Origin of the sequence: Dermabacter jinjuensis (genome assembly GCF_902381725.1) — a bacterium.
GTDB classification, from domain to species: domain Bacteria; phylum Actinomycetota; class Actinomycetes; order Actinomycetales; family Dermabacteraceae; genus Dermabacter; species Dermabacter hominis.
The window spans coordinates 861,696-883,770 of sequence record NZ_LR698963.1 but is presented as its reverse complement, the minus strand read 5'-3'; the positions used below and the strand labels follow the sequence as shown (position 1 = coordinate 883,770).

Genomic DNA, 22,075 nt, shown 5'->3' with positions numbered 1-22,075 from the left:
CGTCGCCTGGCGTCAAAGTTGAGGCTACCTGGTGGGAGGCAGGTCACGTGACAGGCGGGAGAAACGACTCGCGAAGCGGACACCGAAGGAGCACGAGCGCAAGGCCCTCGGTACGCAGCTCGGAACGCGCAGGTCCGACGGCTGAGGCCCCTATAAGGTTGTGCCTATGACTGACAACACTTTCATGAAGCCGCCGGTACCGGCGAAGAAGCCCATCGAGCGCACGCATCACGGCGACACGGTCGTCGATAACTTTGACTGGCTGCGCGACAAGGAAAACCAGGAGGTCCTCGACCATCTGAACGCCGAAAACGCCTACGCTGATCAGATCCTCGAGCCGCTTCACCCGCTCCGCGATCAGATCGTCGCGGAGATCAAGAACCACACGCAGGAGACCGATAGCTCGGTTCCGTTTCGCGATGGGGACTACTGGTACATCTCGCGCACGCGAGAGGGCGACAACTACCCGCGCTTTAGCCGCATCGCCCTCGCGGATAGCCCCGAGCGTCCCGTCATCGATGCCGAAAACGACGAACTGCTTCCCGGCGAGCACGTGTATCTCGATGCACAAGCACTCTCGGAGGGCACGGAGTTTTTCCAGCTCGGCGGCATCACCCTCAACGACGAATCGAACCGCCTCGCCTACAGCGTGGATACTTCTGGCGGCGAGGTGTATGCGCTTCGCATCGTGGACCTCGCTTCGGGCGACGTGATCGACGATTCCGTCAAGGACGTTGCCTACGGTCTCGCGTTCTCCCTCGACGGCTCGGAAATCGTCTACGCCAAGAATGATGAAGCCTGGCGTCAGTGTGAAATCTGGGTCCACGAGATTGGCAAGCCAGCGTCGGAAGACCGCCTTCTTTTCCGCGAGGACGACGAGAAATTCACCACCTACGCGGGCGCGAGCCGCAACCGCAAGGCTCTCATCATCGAGACGGCCTCACGCGTCACCGGCGAGGCCCTCGTGACCTCCCTTGAAAGCCCGATTCAGGAACCGCGCTCGGTCGCGGGTCGCGTCGAAGGCGTCGAGTACTCGGTCGAGCACGCGGACGATCACTACCTCGTCATTCACAACCGCGACCACAAGGGCTTCGCGCTTGCGCGCCAGGAGCTCGACGCGAGCGGCGCCGAGGCGCAAGAAACCTGGCGCGAGATCCTCGCCCCCGCAGAGGGCGAGCGCATCGAGGGGGCCGACGCTTTCGAGAGCCACGTGGCGATCACGATGCGCGCAGCGGGTCTCCCGACCGTCCGTGTACTGCAGCGCGATCAGGTGAGCGGCGATCAAAGTGCCGAGAGCAGCACGGGTTGGGACACTGCCTCCGCTTTTGACATTTCGCACGGCGGCGAACTCGATGCCGTCTACCTCGCGCACAATCGCAATTGGGACGAGGAGACGATCCGCTACACGCTCGACTCGATGCTCACGCCTACGACCGTCGCGCAGATTCCCGCATCGGGTGGCGAACCGGAGATCCTCAAGGAAACCCCTGTACCGAACTTCGATCGCACGAAGTACGTAGAAAAGCGCCTGTGGGCGACGGCCCACGACGGCACGAAGATCCCGATCTCGCTCATGGCACGCGCCGATATTGAGCCCGACGGCACGAACCCCGGCTTCCTCTACGGCTACGGAAGCTACGAGGTGCCGATCGATCCCACTTTCTCGGTGTTCTGGCTGAGCCTCATGGACCGCGGCGTGGTAGTCGCCATCGCGCACATCCGCGGCGGCGGCGAGATGGGCCGTGAGTGGTACGAGAACGGCAAGAAGCTCGCAAAGAAGAACACGTTCAGTGATTTCGTGGAATCCGCACAGTTCCTCGCGAGCGAAGGGTGGTTCGACAAGAACCGCATCGCCGCGGAAGGACGCAGCGCGGGCGGCTTGCTCATGGGCGCGATAACGAACCTCTCCCCCGAAACGTTCCGCGTGGTTCTCGCGGGCGTGCCGTTCGTGGACGCTCTCACGACAATCCTCGACCCGAGCCTCCCCCTCACCGTCGGCGAGTGGGAAGAGTGGGGCAACCCGCTCGACGATCCCGAGGTGTACCAGTACATGAAGGAGTACTCGCCCTACGAGAACGTCGAGAGTGTGCAGTACCCGGCCATCCTCGCGACAACGAGTCTCAACGACATCCGCGTGTTTTATGTCGAGCCCGCCAAGTGGGTGGCTCGCCTTCGCGAAGAGACCCGCAACTACGAGGGCGGCGAGGCGATTCCCGCTCACCCGGTTCTCTTCAAGTGCGAGATGGTTGCCGGCCACGGTGGCCGCTCGGGGCGCTACGCCCGGTGGGAGCAGCGCGCCGAGGAATACGCCTTCGTACTCGATCAGCTCGGGGCGACCGAACTGATCTAACGCCCTCTTAGAAAGCGGGGATGACGGAGCCGTCGGTGTAGGTCTTCTCGATGAAGGCCTTCACCTCGGCCGAGTGCAGGAGCTCTTCGAGCTTCTTGAGATGCTCGTTACCGTCATCCTCGCTTCGCCATACGAGGAGGTTCGCGTAGGGGCTGTCCTCGCCCGGCTCAAGGAAAAGCGAATCCTTGTTGGGCTTCAACCCCGCCTCGAGCGCGAAGTTTCCGTTGATGACACCCGCGGCGAAGTCGCCGAGCGAACGGGGAATCTGACCGCCCTCGAGCTCGGTGAACTTGAGGTTCTTGGGGTTCTCCTTGACATCCTCGGGCTTGACGAGTGCGTCCTCGGGGGCGTCACCGAGCGAGATGAGCCCCGCCGATTCGAGAAGCCTCAGGCCACGCGCGGTGTTCGCGGGATCGCTGTTGAGCGCGATCTCGCCGCCCTCGGCGATCTCCTCGACACTCTTCGCCTTCTCCGAGTACAGGCCAAGAGGTTCGATGTGCACGCCCTTGCCGGCCGTGAACTTGTAGCCGTTTTCTTCAATCTCGTTCTTGAGGAAGTTCGGGGTCTGGTAGAAGTTCGCGTCGGTGTCGCCCGCCTCGAGGTCCTTGTTCGGCAGGATGTAGTCGGTGTATTCGACGATCTCGATGTCGAGCCCAGCGTCTTTCGCGAGCTCATCCTTCACATACTGAAGAATCTCGGCGTGAGGGACGGGTGAGGCCCCGACCTTGAGCACGGAGTTGGCGCCCGATTCACCCTTCTCCCCACCGGTGCCCGGGGAGTTCGACACGCATGCGCTCAGCAAGCCAATGCCCGCGAGTCCGGCGGCGGAGGTGAGGAGGGTACGGCGGTTGAGGTTCGTCATGATGGTCTCCTTAGATGATCTCGTGTGGCACTAGCCTGCACCGGGCGACGTCCCTGGCGCGAGAAATGTGACGTTTCGTGACAACAACGTGCGTGGCGGGATCGGTAGAGCGGGTCCGACGTCGGACTGCCCCGCAGTGAACCCGCGTGCGCCTAGCCCTTAGCCCGGTGATCGACCGTCCGGGACGCCCAGTCCCCCACGACTTGAACGATCACGACGAGGATGACGAGGACGACGACGGTCGTGATCATGACCGTGTCGTTGTAGCTCAAGTACCCCTTGCGGAAGGCCAGGTCACCGAGGCCACCGGCGCCGACGGTGCCCGCCATCGCGGTGTAGCCGACCACGCCGATCGTTGTCGTGGTGATGCCGGCGATGATGCCGGGAAGCGCTTCGGCGAGCAGCACATGCCGGATCACCTGGAATCGGCTGGCTCCCATCATCTCGACTGCCTCGAGCTTGCCGGCCGGGATTTCCCTGAGCGCGGTTTCAACGAGTCGCGCGAGGAAGGGAACGGCGGCGATCGTGAGGGAGATGATGGCGGCGTTTGGCCCCGTTCCTCGCCCGACGATCGCCTTCGCGAGTGGCAGGAGGGCGATGATGAGGATGACGAAGGGGAAGCTGCGCAGCACGTTCACGATGAAGCCGAGCACCTGATAGGCGAGTCGGGCAACGCGGCCGTGGGCACGCGAGAGTTCAAAAAGGCCGATCCCCAGGGGAATGCCGATGACGATGCTCAGTGCCATGGTCCACGCGACCATGTAGATCGTGAGACCCGTGTTGATCCACAGCGAGTTATTCGTGCTCGTCGAGGTAAAGATCGGGTCGGAGAAAAACTCCTGGAACCACTGGGTCACGGCTGCACCTCCGCGGCGACGATGTTGTTGTCTGCGCAGTCCTTCACAAACTTGGCGAAGCCCGGCGCACTGATGGGACTGTTATCGGCATTGCGGAGCGCAAGCTGCACGCGGCCGATCTGCTGCCCCTGGATGGTTTCGATCGACGCGGCGACGACCTCGGCGAGGGCGTCGTGCTCCTCGGTGAAGCGCACGATGTCGTTCACGTTGTTGACGACCGGCGATTTTCCGTAGTCCAGGTTGACGATCTTCGCATCGACACCCGTGGGTGCCGGCGGGAGCGGAATGAGCTCTTTGGCGAGTCGGCCGAAGGGGTCGGAGGCGACGTCGAGGAGCGTGCCAGTCTGCACGATCGCGCCGTCCTCGAGGAGAGTCACGTGGTCGCAGATTTCGCGTACCGCGCTCATCTCGTGGGTGATGAGGAGGACCGTGATGCCGAGGCGGCGGTTGAGGTTCTTGATGAGCGCAAGAATCTGCCTGGTCGTTCCTGGATCGAGTGCGCTCGTGGGTTCGTCGCACAGCAGCACCTGGGGTCGTGCCGCGAGGCCGCGTGCGATACCGACGCGCTGAATCTGCCCGCCGGAGAGCTGAGATGGGTAGTTGTTTTCGCGGCCCTCGAGTCCCACGAGAGTGACGAGCTCCGCGACGCGTTCGCGAATCTCGGCGCGCGGCCAGCCGGCGATCTCGAGGGGGTGCGCGATATTGCGTGCGGCCGTGCGCGAATCCAGCAGGTTCGCGTGCTGAAAGACCATGCCGATCTTCCGTCGGGCCGTTCGCAGCTGAGGACCGTTGAGCGCGGCGATGTCGGTGTCGCCGATCCGAACGGTCCCGCTCGTGGGCTTTTCGAGCCCCGTGAGGCAGCGAATCAGCGTCGATTTACCAGCGCCGGAGCGGCCGACGATGCCGTGGATCTCGCCTTCGGCGACATTCAGTGAGATGCCGTCGAGGGCGCGAACCTCGGCACCGCCGGTTCCGGGGAAGACTTTCGTAAGGCCGTCAAGTGTGATCACGCGCTCCAGTATCCGTGAAACGCGGCACGAAGGCAGATGTCAGTTCATGAAAGGACACACAGTTCACACGTGCCGGCCTTGGCCGGGGCGCGCAGACGCCTACTGGCCCTGGGGCGGCTGCTGCTGACCCTGCGGGTCGTGCTGCCCGTAGCCGTAGGCCTGTTCGGGTGTGAATCCGGGCGCCTGAGGAGCACTCGGCTGACCCTGCCCGCTCGGCTGCTGGCCATACTGCGGAGCCTGGCTCTGCTGCGAATAGCCCTGCTGCGGAGCACTCGCCTGGCCCTGCGGGTAACCCTGCCCGCTCGGCTGCTGGCCGTACTGCGGAGCCTGGCTCTGCTGCGAATAACCCTGATGCGGAACACTCGGCTGACCCTGCGGGTAACCCTGCCCGCTCGGCTGCTGGCCGTACTGCGGAGCCTGATTCTGCTGCGGATAACCCTGCTGCGGGGCGCTGGTCTGTCCCTGCTGGGCCTGTTGCCCGAAGTTCTGCGTCTGGTTCTGCACGCTCGTCGCGAGGGCAGCGAAGTCAACCTTTTTCTGCTGCACCTCGGTTGCGGGATACTCCTCGTTCGCACCGTGCTGCTTGTGCACGAAACCGCCCACAACGGCGGGCACAAACGCTGAGTAGAACGGGGCGATAAAGCGGGAAATGACCTCGATCAGGATGCCCACGATTGCGGCGATGAACGGCGTCGCGAGGCTCACGCCCGCGTGCGCTTCGCCCTCGAAGTTCGCGAGGCCTGCAGATTCAAGCACGTCGCGTGCGCCGCTCGCGTCGTAGCTCGAGTTGAGAGTCGCGAAAATGATGCCGATGACGCTCAGCACGAAGAACATCGCGGGAAGTGCGGCCCACGAGGTCACGGTCGCGAGCGTGTTGCCCTGCACGCGGTGACGGGACTTCGCCCACACGCCCGCGAACACGAACATCAGGAGGAAAACGAACGGGATCGCGGGGACGATCATCCACCAGTGCGGGAGGGTGAACACCGAAACCATGTCGCCATCCTGGCTAATCAGGAGTCCAGCGTAGGGACCCAGACCGAAGGTGTAGTTCACAGGCGAGAAGGTCGCGAGGCCGAAGTAGGTGAAGAGCACCGTCAAGAGCGTTGCCGGGAGGGTGAGGACGAGCATCACGAGCATCTTGAGGCTGTCACCGAAGTGCCCCTCATTGATGGCAGCAATGAGCACAACGGCCACGGCGCACACGAGGCCAACGACGGCTGCTGTCGCGGCGTAGAGGAGTGCGAGCTTTGCCGCATCGAGGTATTCGCTCACGAGCGGCCACTTCTTCGGGAGGGCGCGAACGCTATAGCGACCCGCGACGAGCGCAAGGGTGAGAAGCACGAGAATTGCGAGGAACGGAAGGATGCCCGCGGCGTGCACGCTCATGTTCATCTCGTACTTCACGCCGTAGCTGTCGGCCTTCTCGCTCGCGCGCACGGCAAGCGCCCATGTGAGGAGGGTGGAAATGGTGGCCACGAGGAAGCTCGAGGCCGCCGCCTGGACCCAGATCGCAACTGCGCCTTCGTTCGGCTTGCGCTTCGCGATGAATCGACCCGCGAAGAAAGCGCCGCCGAGTACAGCCGCAAGAACGAGGAAGGGCACGAGCCCCAGACTCGAATACAGGGAGAAGGCCGCGTCTTCCTCCCCACCCAGGTTCCCCTTCACGGTGACGTGGCTCGTGTACGAGCCGAGGAATGCCATCGAAACTACCTGGAAGGGCGCGCCGAGGATATAGAGAAACTCTGGCGTGTCCGGCTTTATCTCACCGGCGACGGCCATTCCTGCGGGGCCGCCCTTCGGGTCAGGAATAATGCTCGGCGTGTCCAGCACCATCGAGCCGAGGAGAGGAAGTCCCACGACGATCGCGGCAACGATAAGCCCCGCCGCGTACGAGGCGAAAGCTGCGCCGAGCGTCGGCAACGGGTTGCCGATGAACGATGCGGCCTGGCCGAACTGTTTGCCGGGATGAGGAGCCTGCTGGCCGGGCTGACCTTGCTGGTTCTGCGGGGACTGCTGGAACTGCCCGTTGGGCGGGAAACTCTGCGAAGCCTGCTGGCTCTGCGGGAAGCCTTGCGGGGCGCCCTGCGGGGTGTACTGAGGCTGCTGGCCCTGCCCGCCTTGCTGGAATTGGGGCGCCTGGTACTGGGGCGCTTGGCTGGAGGCCTGGTGGGCGTTCGGCGCCGGCGGGGCCGACGGTGCCGAAGGCGGAAAATCAGGGTTAGCGCTTGAACCGGAACCCTGAGACGGTCCCTGATGCGGAGTGTTCGTCATGTCGTGTCCTTGCTCGTGGGCGCACACGCACGGTCACCGTGCGTCTGTAACGTGCATCATCGTACGGGACTTTCTACCCTGCGCGCAGCCCCTTGCGCCGCTCGCGCAGGTCGCGGAAGAAGCCGCGCAGCATCTGTGCGCATTCAATCTCGCGCACGCCAGTCGTGAGCCGCACGCGATGGTTGAGCCGTTCCTCGCGAACGAGATCGTAGAGCGATCCGGCAGCCCCGGCTTTCGGATCCATTGCGCCGACGACGAGGTGATCGATGCGAGCGAGGACAATCGCTCCCGCGCACATCGTGCAAGGTTCGAGGGTGACGGCGAGCGTGCAGCCGGTCAGGTTCCAGCGGCCGCGAACGCGGGCTGCTTCGCGCAGAGCGAGGATTTCGGCGTGCGCGGTTGGGTCTTCGTCCGCTTCCCGACGGTTGCCGGCGCTCGCAATGAGCCTTCCCTCTTCGTCGTACACGGCTGCGCCGATGGGAATGTCACGGCGCGGCGGCGTTGAGGCGGCGCGCGCTTCGTCGATCGCGGGCTGCATGAGCTGGTCCAATTCGGGAACCGGGTGTGTCATGCTCGCCTCGCTTTCAGTCTCGGGCCCTGGGGCCGCGGCGGATCGGCTCTCATCGTAATAGGCTGGCCTCATGCGCGTATTGAACATTGACCACCCGCTCGTTGCCCACAAACTCACCGTCCTCCGCGACAAGAACACCCCGAGTTCCGTTTTCCGCCAGCTCGCCGACGAGCTCGTCACTCTCCTCGCTTACGAGGCGACGCGCAATGTCGCCGTCGCACCCGCTGAGGTCGAGACGCCGGTCGCGACGACGATCGGCAGTAAGCTCACGGATCCAAAGCCCATGGTCGTGCCGATTCTCCGCGCGGGCCTCGGCATGCTCGATGGCATCACTCGCCTGCTGCCGACGGCCGAGGTGGGCTTCCTCGGCATGGTGCGCAACGATGAAACTCTCGAAGTCACCACGTACGCGAACCGCCTTCCCGACGACCTTACGGGCCGCCAGTGCTTCGTCGTCGACCCGATGCTCGCGACGGGCCACACCCTGATCGCGTCCGTGAACTACCTTCTCGAAAAGGGCGCGCGCGACATCACGTGTGTCACTCTCCTCTCGGCACCCGAGGGCATTGAGACCATGGAGCGCGAGCTCGACAAGAGCGCCAACATCACGGTCGTGACAGCGGCGATCGACGAAAAGCTCAACGAGAAGAACTACATCGTTCCCGGTCTTGGGGACGCGGGCGATCGACTCTTCGGGGTCGTCGACTAGGCCTCGCATTTTCCTTCCGCACGGCGCCGGCGCGGCGCGCGTTCACATGTGCTTCCTCCACCGAAGTGTTTCAGTATGTGAACGCCCACTTGCGCCGGCGCCATTCGTGTTTCACACTGGTGGCATGAATCTCCATGCCGCATCGAGCATCAGCGAGGGGACCGCTTCGGTCTCCCGTTTCATGATGCGCGGCATGATGATGGACATGGCGATGTCCATGATGCAGGGTCAGCCGCGCCTCTAAGCGCACTGCGGAAAGCCGGCTGACAGGAGCCGGCCACTGGGCGTGGGCTCCAGGTGCCCACCGGGAGCACGCCTCGCACGCGAGTTCATCTCACTCCCCCGCGAGATCCCGGATTCCCACTCTTTTCGCGCCGCGCGGCGCCGCATCCTGGAGAATCGCCATGACAGTTGCTGTTGATCGCCCCCTAACATCCACCTCGACCCGCACGGTGAGTATCACGCTCACCGTTGACCTGCCCGCCTCGAGCGACCCTCGTGAAGCGACGCTGCTCGCAGATTCGCTCCGCTCCCACGCCCTCACGCTCGCGACTGCCAAGGGTGGAACCGCGCGCGTTCAGGTGACGTCGGAATCTTCGCCTCGCCCCACCCGCTTCACGGCCGTGCCGGGCCAGAGCGCGAGCGCCTCCATCCCGCCGCGCCCCGCCGGCAAACCTCAGGCTCTCCGCCCACGCAAGGCCGGCGTCGTGTCGCCGAACGCTCCCGCCCGCCGCGATGCCGAGGCCGCGCGGCTGCGCCTGATCCAGTCGCGCCTCGTCAGCCCGGTGAGCGCGCCCGGGCCCGTGAGCGCTCTTAGCCCGGCGAGCCCTTCGCTTCCCGGGGGCGCTGCTGGCGCTCGCTCCGCTCAGCCGTCTCTTGTGATCGACCTCTACGGCCGACGCGTCAGGATCGACGGTGAGGATGTGGACCTCACTCATCGCGAGTTCGAACTGCTCGCGCATCTTGCCCGCAATGCTCGCTGCATCGTTTCGCGCGGCGAACTCATGAGCGAGGTGTGGAGCTCGGCGGGTAGCGATGCGGGTGAACGCACAGTTGACGTGCATATTCGCCGAGTGCGCAACAAGCTTGGCCGCTACCGGAAGCTCATTTCGACGGTGCGAGGCTCGGGTTACAGGCTTGAGCTCGGTAGCGACGTTGCGCTGCTCGGCGCGAGGTAACGGGAGCGCGGGCCAATCGATTAACACACGAACGGACCGGAGCGCGCACAAATGGGGCTCACGGTCCGTCCGCTGGCTCCGCGGGACAAAGGGGGGAGGTCCCTGCGGAGCGGCGATCGGGTTCGGGGGAACATCCGATCGCCAGGCCGCACGCGCAAGGGGGTGAGCGCTGTGCGGCAGCTATATTCCGGCACATGTGCCGCACCTGCGGCACCGGGGTGCCGCGGAGCGGGCAACGCCGGTACTCCAACTCTAAAACACTTTGCGGCAAATGTGAACCTCGTTAGTCCCTCCACATTCGAGTACTATCCACGGGCGGATTGGGGGCCGGCATCCACGTGCCATCCACCGTTTAAGGTCGGGCCGTTACGATGGGGAGCCAGGGCGCTCAACCGTCCTTGTCAGCATCCCCCATTTCCAGCGAGGACCTTCATGATTGCTCACGCACGTATCGTTTCGGCGAAGGACGCCACGATTCAGTTCGCCGATCGCGCCGAACGCATCGAAGGCGAGAGCAGGAACGAGGTGCGCACTGCGATCAAGCACGCCTTCGTCGCGGAAGCGCGAAAGCAGGAATCACCGATCGACGTCGTCATTTTCGACGGCCCGGCGACCCACAATCTTCGCGTCGAGCCCAATGGCCGGATCCAGCCACGCGAGGCGGATTCTCGGCCGCTTTACGCCTCAAGCGCGGCAATGCCTGCCGCTTCGGGCCAAAAGCGCGGGCGCCATTCGGCGCTGAGCGCCACGAGCCCGGCTTCCGGGAACGCCCCGCGACCCGCGAGCGCCTCCTCCCCCGGCTCCGCGAGCGCGGCCTCTGCTGCGGCCCTCGCCGACCTGCAAAAGCGGCTCGCGGCCGCCGAGGAGCGCCCGGCCGCCGATTCGATGTCCTCTCCCGAGGCCCTCAATGGCACGCGTCGCGCAGGTGGCGACGAGCTCACACCCTCCTCGACGGCACAACCGCACGAGCCCGTTGTGGCACCGAAGCGCGAGCTTCCCAAGGACGATCTGCCGACGCTCGATGACCTGCGTGCGGGCAACGACGCCCACCGCAAACCGGTCGCCACGCGAGGCTTCAACAAGTTCGTCCGCCAGGCCACCTTCGGTCTCATTAAGCCCGGCCCGGGGCGCGCGGAGCGCCGCGAACTCGATCAGATCGAGCGGATCCGCAAGCGGCTCGACGCGCCGAAGAACATCGCGGTCGTGAACCTCAAGGGCGGCGCCCACAAGACCACGAGCGTGCTCATGCTCGCCGCGACCCTCGGCATGTTCCGCGGCGGCAGCGTGCTCGCATGGGATAACAACGAGACGCGCGGCACCCTGGGCTGGCGCGGCATCCCTAGCGACCACCACCTCACGGCGCTCGACCTTCTCAATAACCTCGACCACTTCGCGGGCACGGATGCGCGCGTTGCCGATCTCGACAAGTACGTGCGCCCGCAAGGCAACATGAACTTCGACATCCTCGCCTCTGATGAGGATCCGGGATCAGCGGCGTCGATCGATGGTGATGCGTTCAATCGCCTCAACGACACGCTCTCGCGCTTCTACCGCATCAAGGTCGTGGACACGGGCAACAATGTTCGTGCCTCGAACTGGCTGGCTGCCGTCGAAGGCGCCGATCAGCTCGTGATCGTCTCGACGGTTCGAGAGGACACCTTCAACGCGGCAGCGTGGATGATCGATGAACTCCGCATGACGGGCCACAAGAAGCAGGTCGAGAACGCGGTCACAATCCTGTCGCACTCCTCGCGCGGGAAGATCGACCGCGTGCTCCGCAAACGCCTGCTGCATCACTTCGGCGCGCACACTCGTGCCGTGCTTGAGGTTCCGTTCGAGCCGCACTTCGTGGATGGCGGAAGCCTCGAGTGGGGCAAGCTCTCGAAGGAGACGCGTCAGGCGTGGATGAACGCAACCGCGACGGTAGCCGACGGACTCTGAGCACCACTGGAGCCCCGCACGCGACCCGCGAGGCTGACCTCCACTCGTGCACGCTCCACCTCCACGCTGATGCCTCGCTCGGCGTGAGCCTGTGGGCCCACGCGACCGACTCCGAGCGCCGCGCGAGCATCCTCGACGCACTCGAGCCCGCCCTCACCGCGCTCTCTCCCGAAGGCACGCGGCCCGCTGCGCTCGCACCACTTGGGGCGTGGCTCGCGCGGCCCATGCGCCACGTCATCGAGGTCGACTTTCGCGGCCGCCGCAGGAAGGTGCGCACGCTCGCGCTCGAAAGCACGCACCTCGCTGAGCTCACCACGGCTCTGCGCGCGCGCATCGCCCACCTCGCACGCACCTCGGCTACGCCGCGCGATGCGAGCGAAAGCGGGATCACGCAGCTCATGGACGAACTCGCTAAAGCGGGTCGCTCCCTCGATCTCGGCGAGGGGATCCTTCTCGCCCCCGAGACGCTCGCCGTCCTCAATCTCGATTCGCACGCGCGCCGCATCGTCGAGCGGCGCGACATCGTTCCCGGTCCTGAAAGCGCGCACGACACTTCTCGCGTGCGATGGCGCCTCGCCCCCGGTCTCGCGGTGGGCACCTCTCCCGCTCATCCCGCTCTCGAACACCTCGTCGACGCCCACGCGCGCGTGGCCTTCACGCGCCTGCGCACGGAACACGAACGGGCGGGAAAGCTCCCGGGCGCCGAGGAACTCGCGGGGCTCGACCCCGTGGGCGCGGCGCTCCTCGATGCTCTCGACGGCAGCGACGCGCTTCTTGCGCTCGACACCGTCAACGATCGCCGCGTGCGAAAAACTCTCGATGATTTCGCCCAATCGGCGCTCACCGGCGTCCTCTTGAGCGAGGCGCGGCCGCGGCTCACGGTGCGCGTGCGCGAGGCACAAAAGAAGGGGTACGACGCTGGCTCGGCGACCGTCGGACTCCGAGTGTTCTCCAGTGCCGCCCGCTGGCAGGTCGAGGTGTGCCTCGCGGAAACCTCGGGGCGCGTGCACCTGCTCGGCGACCTCGTCAACGCGGGCGACCTCACGAGTGTGGGAGCACTCGAACACGCCTCCCACGTGCACCGACTCTCCCCGACTCTCGCGGCGATCCACGCCGAGCCGGGAGGGCTCACGTGGAACCTCTCCACAAAGGAGCTTTCGCGCTTCCTCACCGACGATGCGGTCGTGCTCGAAACCGAGGGCATCGTGGTGATGCTTCCGCGTGAATGGACGAAGCAGCCCGTGAGCGTGGTCGCGAAGGTGGCGACGCCGCAGGAGGATCCCGAGAATCGCCCCACAAAGTCGGTGGGACTCTCGGGTGCCATGGCGTCGTTTGAGTTCTCGGTCGCCGTCGGGGAATCGATGCTGAGCCCCGAAGAGCTCGAGGAACTCCTCGAAGAGCAGCGCGAACTGGTGAACATCCGCGGGCAGTGGGTGCGCCTCGATTCCTCGACGCTCCGTGCCGCGACGGCCTTCCTCGCGGGCGCCCGCCGCGCCGCCGCAACGCAACCGCGCGATGACGGGCACGAGAAACTCTCCGACGTTCAGTTCCGAAGCCTGCTCGCGCACGAGGACCTGAGCGATCTGAATCTGCGCGTCGAGGCCACGAGCGCCAATGGGGACGAACTCCTTTTCGGCGCCGATAAAGTCTCCGTACCGGCCCTGCCCGCGCCGCGTACGCTCAAGGCGACGCTCCGCCCCTATCAAAAGCGCGGCCTCGATTGGCTCACGTTCCTCGACTCTCGCGGCCTCGGCGGGATCCTCGCCGACGACATGGGCCTCGGCAAAACGATGCAGGTCCTCGCGTTCCTCGCGCGCGAACGCGAGAAGCTCCCCCAGATCGGGCCCACGCTTCTCGTGTGTCCCATGTCGGTCCTCGGTAGCTGGCAGCGCGAGGCTGAGCGCTGGCTCCCCAGCCTCGACGTGCACATCCACCACGGCCCCGATCGACTCCACGGCGAGGCGTTCCGCGAGCGCTCTCGCGCTTCCCACCTCACGCTCACGACCTACGCGCTCGTCGCACGCGACTTCGATGACCTCGCCTCCGCGAAGTTCCACCGCGTGATCCTCGACGAGGCGCAGCACGTCAAGAATCACGACACCGGCGTCACGCAGGCCGTCAAGGCCCTGCCCGAGGGGCGGCGGCTTGCTCTCACGGGCACGCCCGTCGAGAACGACCTCACGGATCTCCACTCGATCCTCTCGATCACAACGCCGGGGCTGCTGCCGAGCGAGGCCGCCTTCAAGGAGCGATTCGTCAAGCCCATCAACGAGGGCAACCAGGCCGTGCAGGAACGCTTAAGTCTTGTGACGCGCCCCTTCATCCTGCGGCGCGTCAAAACGGATCGAAGCATCATCTCGGATCTTCCCGACAAGCGCGAGGAGCGCGAGCTCGTCAATATCACCGAAGAGCAGGCGGGGCTCTACAAGGCGCTCGTCGAGGACATGACGAAAGAGCTCGAGCAGCTCGCAAAAGTTTCTGACCCCCTCGCCCGCGACCGCCGGCGCCGCACGATCGTGAGCACCACGATCATGAAAATGAAGCAGGTCCTCGGGCATCCCGCGCATTTTCTCGGCGACGGCTCGCCCCTCCTGGATGCCGCTGGCGAGCACAGAAGCGGAAAGCTTGAGCGGCTCGACACGATCCTCGAATCTGTCGTCGCGAGCGGCGAGAAGGCCCTCATTTTCACGCAGTTCACGGCGTTTGCCCCCACGATGCTCGAGCATTGGAACAACACGTTCGGGATTCGCGTGCCGTTCCTCCACGGTGGAATCTCGAAGGCCGAGCGCGACGAGATGGTGCGCGAGTTCCAGAACTCCCCCGGCACCCCGGGGGCGATGCTCCTTTCGCTCCGCGCAGGCGGCACCGGCATCACTCTCACGGCCGCGAATCACGTGATCCACCTGGATCGTTGGTGGAATCCGGCCGTCGAAAACCAGGCCACCGACCGCGCCTTCCGCATCGGCCAAACGCGGGACGTTTCCGTCCACAAGCTCATCTCGATCGGAACGATCGAGGAGAAGATCGACGATGTGCTGCGCACCAAGCTCGAGCTCGCAGAGCACACCGTCCGCTCCGGCGAAGGCTGGCTCACGGAACTCAGCAATGAGAAACTCGCCGAGATCGTCGCTCTCGGCGACGCGCGGAAGGACAGACGCCCATGAGCATCGAGATGACCTCAAAGCGTGGTGCGATCGGCGAAAGCTTCCTCGCGACCGAGTTTCTCGCACGGGCCGAGGTGCAGCTCGGCCGCACGCGGCTCGCGGCCGGTAAGCGCCTCGCGCGCGCGGGCGCCGTCCAATGGCTCGACATGACGCCCGGGCACGTGAAGGCAGAGGTCACCGCAGCGATCGACGGCACGCTCACCCATCCGCAACTCGACTTCGGGCCGCGTCTGCCTCACGACATCGAGGCTCTCGCCGCGCGTGCCAAGCGCGACCCGCACGAGATCCTTGCCGTGCTCGCAGGCACCTACGACATCGCCGACGAACGCACCCTCGATCGCGAAGGCCTCTCCCTCCTCCCGAGCGCGGAGTTGCCCCTGTCCTTCGGCTGCACGTGCCTGCGCTGGCCCGACGTGTGCGAGCACGTGTGGGCGCTCGCCGTCGCCTTCACCGAGCACATCGACCGGGCGCCGGCGGATTACCTTGCCCTTCTGGGGTTGGACGTGGAGAGGCTTCACCTCACAAAAGCAGCGTCCGACGCTCCCCCGGCAACCGTCGGACCAGATCCCCACGTGGAAACTCGCACCCGTTTTGATCCCGCGCGGCTCGAGTCCGGGATACTGGTGAGAGCAATGGGCGAAGAGGCAGCGGCTCTCGTGGCCGCGTTCTACGCTGAAGCACAAAGAGGCGGCGACGTGCCGCACACCGAGACGAAAGGACGGGGCCAGGGCGATGGCTCACGAGCTGACACAGGAGACGATTGACGCCGTCGCGGCGATTTTTGACAAGGCTGTCGCGGAGCACCGCATGGCGGGCGTCGCGTGGGGCATTGCGTCGGGCGGTGAGGTGCTCGCCTCGGGTGGCGCGGGCTCGAGCGCGCTCGTGGCCGGCGAAAGGGCCGAGGGGGCATTCACGCCTCGCGTCGATTCAATCTCGCGCATTGCGTCGATGACGAAGTCGTTCACGGCCGCGACGATCCTCGCGCTTCGTGACGAGGGCAAGCTACGCCTCGACGACCCGATCGCGACTTACGTTCCTGCCGCCGCGCACATCGGGTCCTTTAGCGAGGATTCCCCCGCCCTCACACTTCGTCACGCCCTCACGATGTCGGCCGGCTTCGTGACCGATAACCCGTGGGGCGATAGGCAGGAGTCGATGAGCACCGACGAGTTCGATGAATACATCGCCGGCGGCCTCTCGCTCATCGCCGAACCCGGCTGCGGATTCGAATACTCCAATACCGGCTTTGTGCTCCTCGGGCGCGTGATCGACGAGGTCACGGGCGTGAGCTTCCGCGACGAAATTCGCCGCCGCTTCATCGATCCGCTCGGGATGAAGGACACGGTGTTCTCGCTCGCGGAGATGACCGATGACCAGCGCTCGCGCGTGCTCACGGGTCACCGCGTGGGCGATGGTGAGGGCGCGACGCGCTTCGAAGAGGTCGATTTCGACACTCCCGGCGCCTTCGGCGCGATGGCGGGGCTCTTCTCAACCGTCGCCGACGTCGCAAAGTGGACGGCGTTCCTCGCCGAGGTGGGCGTGCATGGCGCCGATGGCATCAGCGACGACTCGCGCGCGATGCTCTCGCCGGCTTCGCGCCGCGAAATGCAGGAGATCCACCGCATCCAGGAGTGGCCGGTTCTCGAGGATGGAAACGGTTTCGGTCGCGTTCGCGGCTACGGCTACGGTCTCGTCGTCGAGAAATTCCCGAAGCTAGGGGACGTCGTCTCGCACTCGGGTGGATACCCGGGCTACGGCTCGTACATGGTGTGGCTGCGCGGCACGGGCCTGACCGTGATCGCCCTCGCGAACTCCAAGTACGCGCCCGCGATCCCCTGCTCCCTCGACGCGCTCGAGGCGATCCGCACCCACCAGGCCGAACTCGTCGAAGCTCCGAAGCGTGAACTCGCGCCCACCACGCGCGACGCCCTCGAGAAGGCTCTCGCGTGGCTGCGCGACGTCGAGCTCGAAGGCCAGCCGACGACCCTCGTGCCGAGCGGCTCGGCGCGCACCGTGCTCGCAAACCGCGCCGAGCAGGGCGTGAGCGAGGAAAGCGACCCGCTTCTCGCGCTGTTTGCGACCAACATGGATCAGGACGTCTCGCGCGCCGAACGCGTGCGTCTGCGTGACGCAGCCCTGCGGATCGCCGGCCTCGGCCGCGCCGACCTCACGCTCGAGAAGGCGGCGAGTCTGAAGGTGCTTTCACCGTTCCAAGCGGTGTGCACGTTCGAGGGCGAAAGCGGGAAGGTCCTCATCGACCTGCTCATGGATCCGCGCAAGAACTCCCAGATCCAGGCGCTCAACATCAAGGGCGAGTCGAAGGACAAGGGCGAGGCCTCGGGCGCCGCACCCATCGGAATCTGAGCCTCATGCCGCACATCCACCTCGAGGTGAGCGACCTCGATGCCGCCCTGGTCGACGACCTCGACTGGGGCGGCACGATCCTCACGATCGGCGGGCACGAGCAGTCTCACGTCAATCCCGCCGATCCGCGAGAGATCCGCTACGAGTACTTGAGGCGCATCGCGAACGTTCTCGACGAAGGATTCGAGACGGGCGCGCCGATCAGCATTCTCCACCTCGGCGCGGGTGCGCTCACACTCGCGCGGTACGTGCAGGCCACGCGCCCGGGAAGCATGCAGCTCGCGGTCGACATCGAACCCCGCCTCGTCACGTTCGTGCTCGAGAACCTGCCTCTTCCAGCGGGCACGCGCCTCGAGCACCGCGTGGGCGATGCCCTCGCACAGGCGCGCGCACTCTCGCAGGAGCACGCGGGCTCCGCCTCCGCCTCCAGCGGCGAGGTCCGACGGTTCCACGCCGCCGTCCTCGATGTATTCAGCGGGAAGGAGACCGCGCCTCACCTCGCAACGGCAACCTTTTGTGGCGCCGCGCTCGACGTGCTCGACGCGGAAGCTGAGGATCCGGGAGTGCTCCTCGTCAATATCGGCGACGACGAGCCCCAACGCTTCCTCGACGCGCAGGCGCGAGAGCTTCACGCCGCGTGCGCTGAGCGGGATTACCCCGAGCCGTGGATCCTCACTGATGCTCACGTCGCGCACTCCCGTGCGACGGGCAACTCGATTCTCGTGGCAGGCCCCCTCACGGCTCGCGAGGATTTTATGCAGATTGCCTCGCGCGTGCGGGCGTTGGGGCCCCATCCCGCCGTCGTGGAGCCGTGGCGCGACGTCCTCGGCGGTTAGCTCCGCCGCGCTTTACAGGAAGCCAATGAGCGTGAGCGATGCGAAGGCGCCCGCGCCGATCGCGATCGTCATGCCCGCGATGATCGCGGCCCACCCCACGAGAGTCATCCGGTCATAGCTGCGCGCACGCTCCCCCAGACCGCGTTTTCCGGTGCGAATATCGACATCGTGCTCATCCGGGCTCGGCGGCACGAGCGAAACCGCGGGGGGCATCCGTCGTTCGGGCGGATCGAATGGCGCCTCGACGTCATCCACTTCTTCGATAATCGCGGCGCTTGGGGGACGCTGCGGCACGGGCGACGGCACGGGCTCAACGGAGGGCGGTTCCCCCTCGTACGGATCGAAATCTTCCGGAATATCCGGCATGAGGTCCACAATTTCAAGCCGGGAACCGTCGGAAAGAAGAGCCGGGGAACCGGGCTCCACGCTCGGGAGCTGCGCGAGGGCCTCCCGCGCGCTCGGGCGCTCGGCGGGGTCGCTCGCAAGCATTGCGGCGAGGACCCGGGCGAATTCGGGCGAGAGACCTTCGGGAATTGTCGTATCGCTTAGCGCGGTGGGGCCGGCGAGCGTGAACAGCACAGACGCACCAAGCGCGTAGACGTCGGCCGCGGGTGTAGCGACGGCACCGGCGGCGACCTCGGGCGCGAAGAAAGCTTCCACGGTCGCGGTGTCCACGACCGGGAAATCTGGCGCTTCGACCTCCGGCATCGCTGCGCTCACGCCCGCGAGCACAGCGAATACGGGTGGGCGATCTTCCCGGCACATGATCGTCGTGGCACTCACGCGGCGATGCACCCACCCCGCCTCATGCATCGTTGCGAGCGCCTCGAGGATTTGCCTCGCGATCATGAGTGCCGCTGATTCGCCGAGCGTCCCCCTGAGGCTCACAACTTCGGCGAGGGTGCCACCTGACACGAGCGGCATTGCCACGAGCGCCTCGGACTCATCCATCGCATACGGGGAAAGAAGATGCGGGTGGGCGAAAGCCCCGTCGGAATCTTCGAGTATCCGCCTCGCCGAGACCAACTGCCCGTCACCGAGAACCTTGAGCGCACACTGATCCTCGCGTTCGCAGTCCCACGCACGCCAGACCTCGCCCGTGCGTGAGCGCTCGACCAGGTCGATCCGCACGAAACGCTTGCCGTAGGCGTTCATGGACCTAGATCAGCACACGCCGACGCATCTTTCAACTTCTGTAGCGTTTCAGTGTTGACATTCGCATTTTGTGGCCAGCCTTGCACATATGAATATGCAGGCTAAGTTCGCAGGCATTCTCCTCCGGGGGCATGGCCATGAAGGCCTCAACGCGCGGGCTATGAAGCAACGAGCAATGGCAGCGCGTAACAGTCACCAAGTATTCCTAAGGGTCTTCACGTAAGACGGCACCCGAGCCCAAAGAAGCTGAGGAATGTTCTGGCCAACATTCGAGCTTGCGTTCGACGCTGGGGCCACATGACCCACGGCGTTCAACTGGCTTGCTCACGGCTCACAGCCGCCCGAGGCAGGTAACTCTAGCCAGCTTTCGTCAGCTTCCTCTAAGTTCTCCCAACGGCTCACCTGGAAGGAGGGCTAGAGCCTTGCCGTGCCCCAAGCACCACGCACGCGTGACCATCGTCACACAGCGGTGTATGATCCGAGATGACCCAAGAGGAGGTGATTTCAATGACGATTCAACTTTCCCAAAAGACGCCTCGCCTACACCAAGGCGCATACGGACAAACGCACTGCAGCTCACACTGCTCCAGCCCCAACTCCAATCTCGCCATGAGCGAAGGGAAAACTAGCGAGGGGCGGACGTCATGACGACTTCCACCATCAAGACCGCGCTTTGGGCCGTGTATCAGTTGTGGAAATACTCGCCGGCGGTCCTGATGTTCTATCTGATTTTCGTGATCGTCGACAGTCTCGGCCCTGCGCTGATGGTGATCGCGGTTGAAAACCTCGTACACGAGGCCACTACGAGGGAATCACACTCCCAACTGTCTGGAGCTATTGTCGCGGCGGGGCTCGTATTCGGGCTGAACTCCAGCGTTCGGTCTGTCGCGATGACTCTCAGTCAAATCTTGAGCCGAAAAACCCGGGCGGGCATGGAGTATGAGTTCGCGAAAGCAATGTCCCGTGTACCGGCAGACCAGCTCATGGGAGACTCGCTCACTACCCGAGCAAGAACCGCGAGCGAAGCCATTGCAACGGCGGCATCCTTCCATGGAACCTATGTGATCAATTCGTTCCGCGCAGTCGCCACCATGGCATTTTTGGTCCTCGCCTTGGCTCCTTACAGTGTCATTTCGGCGTTGGTCATCGTGCTGGCTACGATTCCTACGCTCATCGCTTTTACACTGGTCGCCAAAATCGAAGGCCGAACCTGGCCCTTGGTTTCTCACGAAGTAAAGTTCGGAAGCTACGCCCTCAATCAGTTGGTTTACGAAAAGCCAGCTTTCGAGCTGTCGGCACTTGGGACCGGCTTCAAATTAGCTCGCGTCGTTAAGCAGCGGTCTTTCAAAGCCGCACAGCTCTTTGTCTCAGCGATGTCGAAGTCCACTATCCTTATCGTTCTGGGTGGTTTTTTTGCGACTGGCCTCTTGATCTTTGCTTTATTCACACTCGCCTCTGATAGTGGTCTCGGTGCAGGGGTTCTTGCTGCCGGAGTGGTGGCACTGATTTCGAGCATGTCAGCTACGTCTGATGCCTCATACACTCTGGGCAGTGTTGTGTCAGGCACCCCGATTGTCGATGCCTATAGACGGTTTACTAATGAGTTTCAAGGTGAGGCCGGGGAAGCTTCCTCGTCAGACGCCGATACACCTAGACCAGATATACAAAGTCTTCACGTGCGTTCCGTTTCCTATAGCTATCCCCATGGCGAGACTAAAGCACTTGATAACATTTCACTGTCTGCGGAGAAGGGTCAACTCATCGGTATCGTCGGCGTGAACGGCGCAGGCAAAACAACGCTGGTACGTATCATCATGGGTCTCTTTAATCCCAGTGTTGGCGACGTTCTGATTAACGGCGAACCGATCGACTATTTCAACGACGCCTCGCGCACCAGCCTTTTTGGATTACTGTCGCAAGAGTTTGGGCGATACGAACTCACAGTGAGGGAGTCCTTGCTTCTCGGGACAAGAAGAGACTATGTCTGCGACAGTGAGCTTTGGGACGCGCTCGATGCGGCCAGACTAAGGAAAGCTGTCGAGAACCTACCGGATAAGCTAGATTCCCAACTGGGCGAGCAGTTCGGCGGGGTCGGACTCTCTGGCGGCCAATGGCAGCGACTTGCGTTGGCGCGGATAGTCTTGCGCAATGCTCCAGTGTGGATTCTTGATGAACCTACAAGCGCCATCGATGCAGAGAGTGAGAGGGCAATCTTCGATGACCTTGCATCCGGAATCACGAAGAAAGATCGTATAACCATCGTCGTATCCCATCGTGCAGCCACATTACGTTCTATGGACCAAATCTATGTCATCGAAGAAGGGCAACTGATTCAATCAGGCACCTACTTAGAGCTGCTGGAATCGCCAGGTCGGTTTCGCGAAATTTTTCGTGAAGAAGAATAGGACACGCATCGTTGCGAACCATGTATCGATTTCTACATGCATGAAACGAATGAGGGATGAGACTACCCCAACGAGGAGCAAAATTTTGAAATCATTGACTCGTAAAAGCGAGCAAGTCATCTTCTGATATCCACCGACTACAACGTGGATCAAACTCCCTAGCGTAGAAGTTCCACCCGTCCGGGCGGGACGCTTCGTGTTCGCTTCGCGAAGGACTGTTCCCTCACGAGTGAAAGCCTGCTGTTTTCGAAAATCGACGCAGCCCGAGAGCTCAAGATCCCGTCACTCCTCCAGACTCCTAGTCAACGGATTTGCCTCGCGACCATGACTGCCGCTGATTCGCCGAGCGTCCCCTTGAGACTCACAGCTTCGGCGAGCCTGCCACCTGACACGGGCGGC

Annotated in this window: 15 protein-coding genes; 9 read left to right on the top strand and 6 right to left on the bottom strand. The window is 64.1% G+C overall.

Features of this window, described 5'->3' with window-relative positions; genetic code table 11:
• Window positions 1-166 precede the first annotated feature (166 nt).
• A complete protein-coding gene (locus FXY94_RS03830) occupies window positions 167-2,350 on the top strand; it encodes a S9 family peptidase (protein ID WP_016663705.1) in 2,184 nt (727 codons plus the stop codon).
• 7 nt (window positions 2,351-2,357) lie between these two features.
• Here the strand turns inward: FXY94_RS03830 and FXY94_RS03825 are convergent, their stop codons facing one another.
• The 5 genes from FXY94_RS03825 to FXY94_RS03805 form a co-directional block, all read right to left on the bottom strand.
• A complete protein-coding gene (locus FXY94_RS03825) occupies window positions 2,358-3,212 on the bottom strand; it encodes a MetQ/NlpA family ABC transporter substrate-binding protein (protein ID WP_016663704.1) in 855 nt (284 codons plus the stop codon).
• Window positions 3,213-3,364: 152 nt separating this feature from the next.
• Entirely contained in the window at window positions 3,365-4,069 is a 705-nt protein-coding gene (locus FXY94_RS03820; RefSeq protein WP_016663703.1) for a methionine ABC transporter permease, read from the bottom strand.
• Window positions 4,066-5,079: a methionine ABC transporter ATP-binding protein gene (locus FXY94_RS03815; protein WP_016663702.1), complete on the bottom strand. Its 1,014-nt coding sequence runs from the start codon at window positions 5,077-5,079 to the stop codon at window positions 4,066-4,068. Before FXY94_RS03815 ends, FXY94_RS03820 begins: the two co-directional genes overlap by 4 nt.
• A 99-nt stretch (window positions 5,080-5,178) precedes the next feature.
• Complete coding sequence (locus tag FXY94_RS03810) at window positions 5,179-7,353, bottom strand: hypothetical protein (protein ID WP_016663701.1); 2,175 nt, start codon at window positions 7,351-7,353, stop codon at window positions 5,179-5,181.
• A gap of 73 nt (window positions 7,354-7,426) precedes the next feature.
• On the bottom strand, window positions 7,427-7,924 hold the full coding sequence (locus tag FXY94_RS03805) for a nucleoside deaminase (protein WP_016663700.1): 498 nt from the start codon (window positions 7,922-7,924) through the stop codon (window positions 7,427-7,429).
• Window positions 7,925-7,994: 70 nt separating this feature from the next.
• Here FXY94_RS03805 and upp point away from each other — a divergent pair, with 70 nt between their 5' ends.
• The 7 genes from upp (at window position 7,995) to FXY94_RS03770 (ending at window position 18,116) form a co-directional block, all read left to right on the top strand.
• Window positions 7,995-8,633: a uracil phosphoribosyltransferase gene (gene upp, locus FXY94_RS03800; RefSeq protein WP_016663699.1), complete on the top strand. Its 639-nt coding sequence runs from the start codon at window positions 7,995-7,997 to the stop codon at window positions 8,631-8,633.
• A gap of 404 nt (window positions 8,634-9,037) precedes the next feature.
• Window positions 9,038-9,811, top strand: a complete 774-nt coding sequence (locus FXY94_RS03795) for a winged helix-turn-helix domain-containing protein (protein ID WP_016663698.1) — start codon at window positions 9,038-9,040, stop codon at window positions 9,809-9,811.
• A 432-nt stretch (window positions 9,812-10,243) separates the two neighbouring features.
• Window positions 10,244-11,752: a MinD/ParA family ATP-binding protein gene (locus FXY94_RS03790; RefSeq protein WP_016663697.1), complete on the top strand. Its 1,509-nt coding sequence runs from the start codon at window positions 10,244-10,246 to the stop codon at window positions 11,750-11,752.
• On the top strand, window positions 11,713-14,916 hold the full coding sequence (locus tag FXY94_RS03785) for a DEAD/DEAH box helicase (RefSeq protein WP_016663696.1): 3,204 nt from the start codon (window positions 11,713-11,715) through the stop codon (window positions 14,914-14,916). Before FXY94_RS03790 ends, FXY94_RS03785 begins: the two co-directional genes overlap by 40 nt.
• Window positions 14,913-15,680, top strand: coding sequence for an SWIM zinc finger family protein (locus FXY94_RS03780; protein ID WP_016663695.1), 768 nt, complete (start codon window positions 14,913-14,915; stop codon window positions 15,678-15,680). The genes FXY94_RS03785 and FXY94_RS03780 overlap by 4 nt, the downstream gene beginning before the upstream one ends.
• Window positions 15,649-17,280, top strand: a complete 1,632-nt coding sequence (locus FXY94_RS03775; protein ID WP_016663694.1) for a serine hydrolase domain-containing protein — start codon at window positions 15,649-15,651, stop codon at window positions 17,278-17,280. Before FXY94_RS03780 ends, FXY94_RS03775 begins: the two co-directional genes overlap by 32 nt.
• A 5-nt stretch (window positions 17,281-17,285) precedes the next feature.
• Window positions 17,286-18,116 carry a spermidine synthase gene (locus FXY94_RS03770; RefSeq protein WP_016663693.1) on the top strand — a complete coding sequence of 277 codons (831 nt, stop codon included), beginning with the start codon at window positions 17,286-17,288 and terminating at the stop codon, window positions 18,114-18,116.
• 12 nt (window positions 18,117-18,128) lie between these two features.
• Here the strand turns inward: FXY94_RS03770 and FXY94_RS03765 are convergent, their stop codons facing one another.
• Window positions 18,129-19,271, bottom strand: coding sequence for a protein kinase domain-containing protein (locus tag FXY94_RS03765; RefSeq protein WP_016663692.1), 1,143 nt, complete (start codon window positions 19,269-19,271; stop codon window positions 18,129-18,131).
• Between the two features lie 644 nt (window positions 19,272-19,915).
• Between FXY94_RS03765 and FXY94_RS03760 the strand changes: the two genes are divergently transcribed.
• On the top strand, window positions 19,916-21,676 hold the full coding sequence (locus FXY94_RS03760; protein ID WP_016663691.1) for an ABC transporter ATP-binding protein: 1,761 nt from the start codon (window positions 19,916-19,918) through the stop codon (window positions 21,674-21,676).
• The last annotated feature ends 399 nt before the right edge of the window (window positions 21,677-22,075 follow it).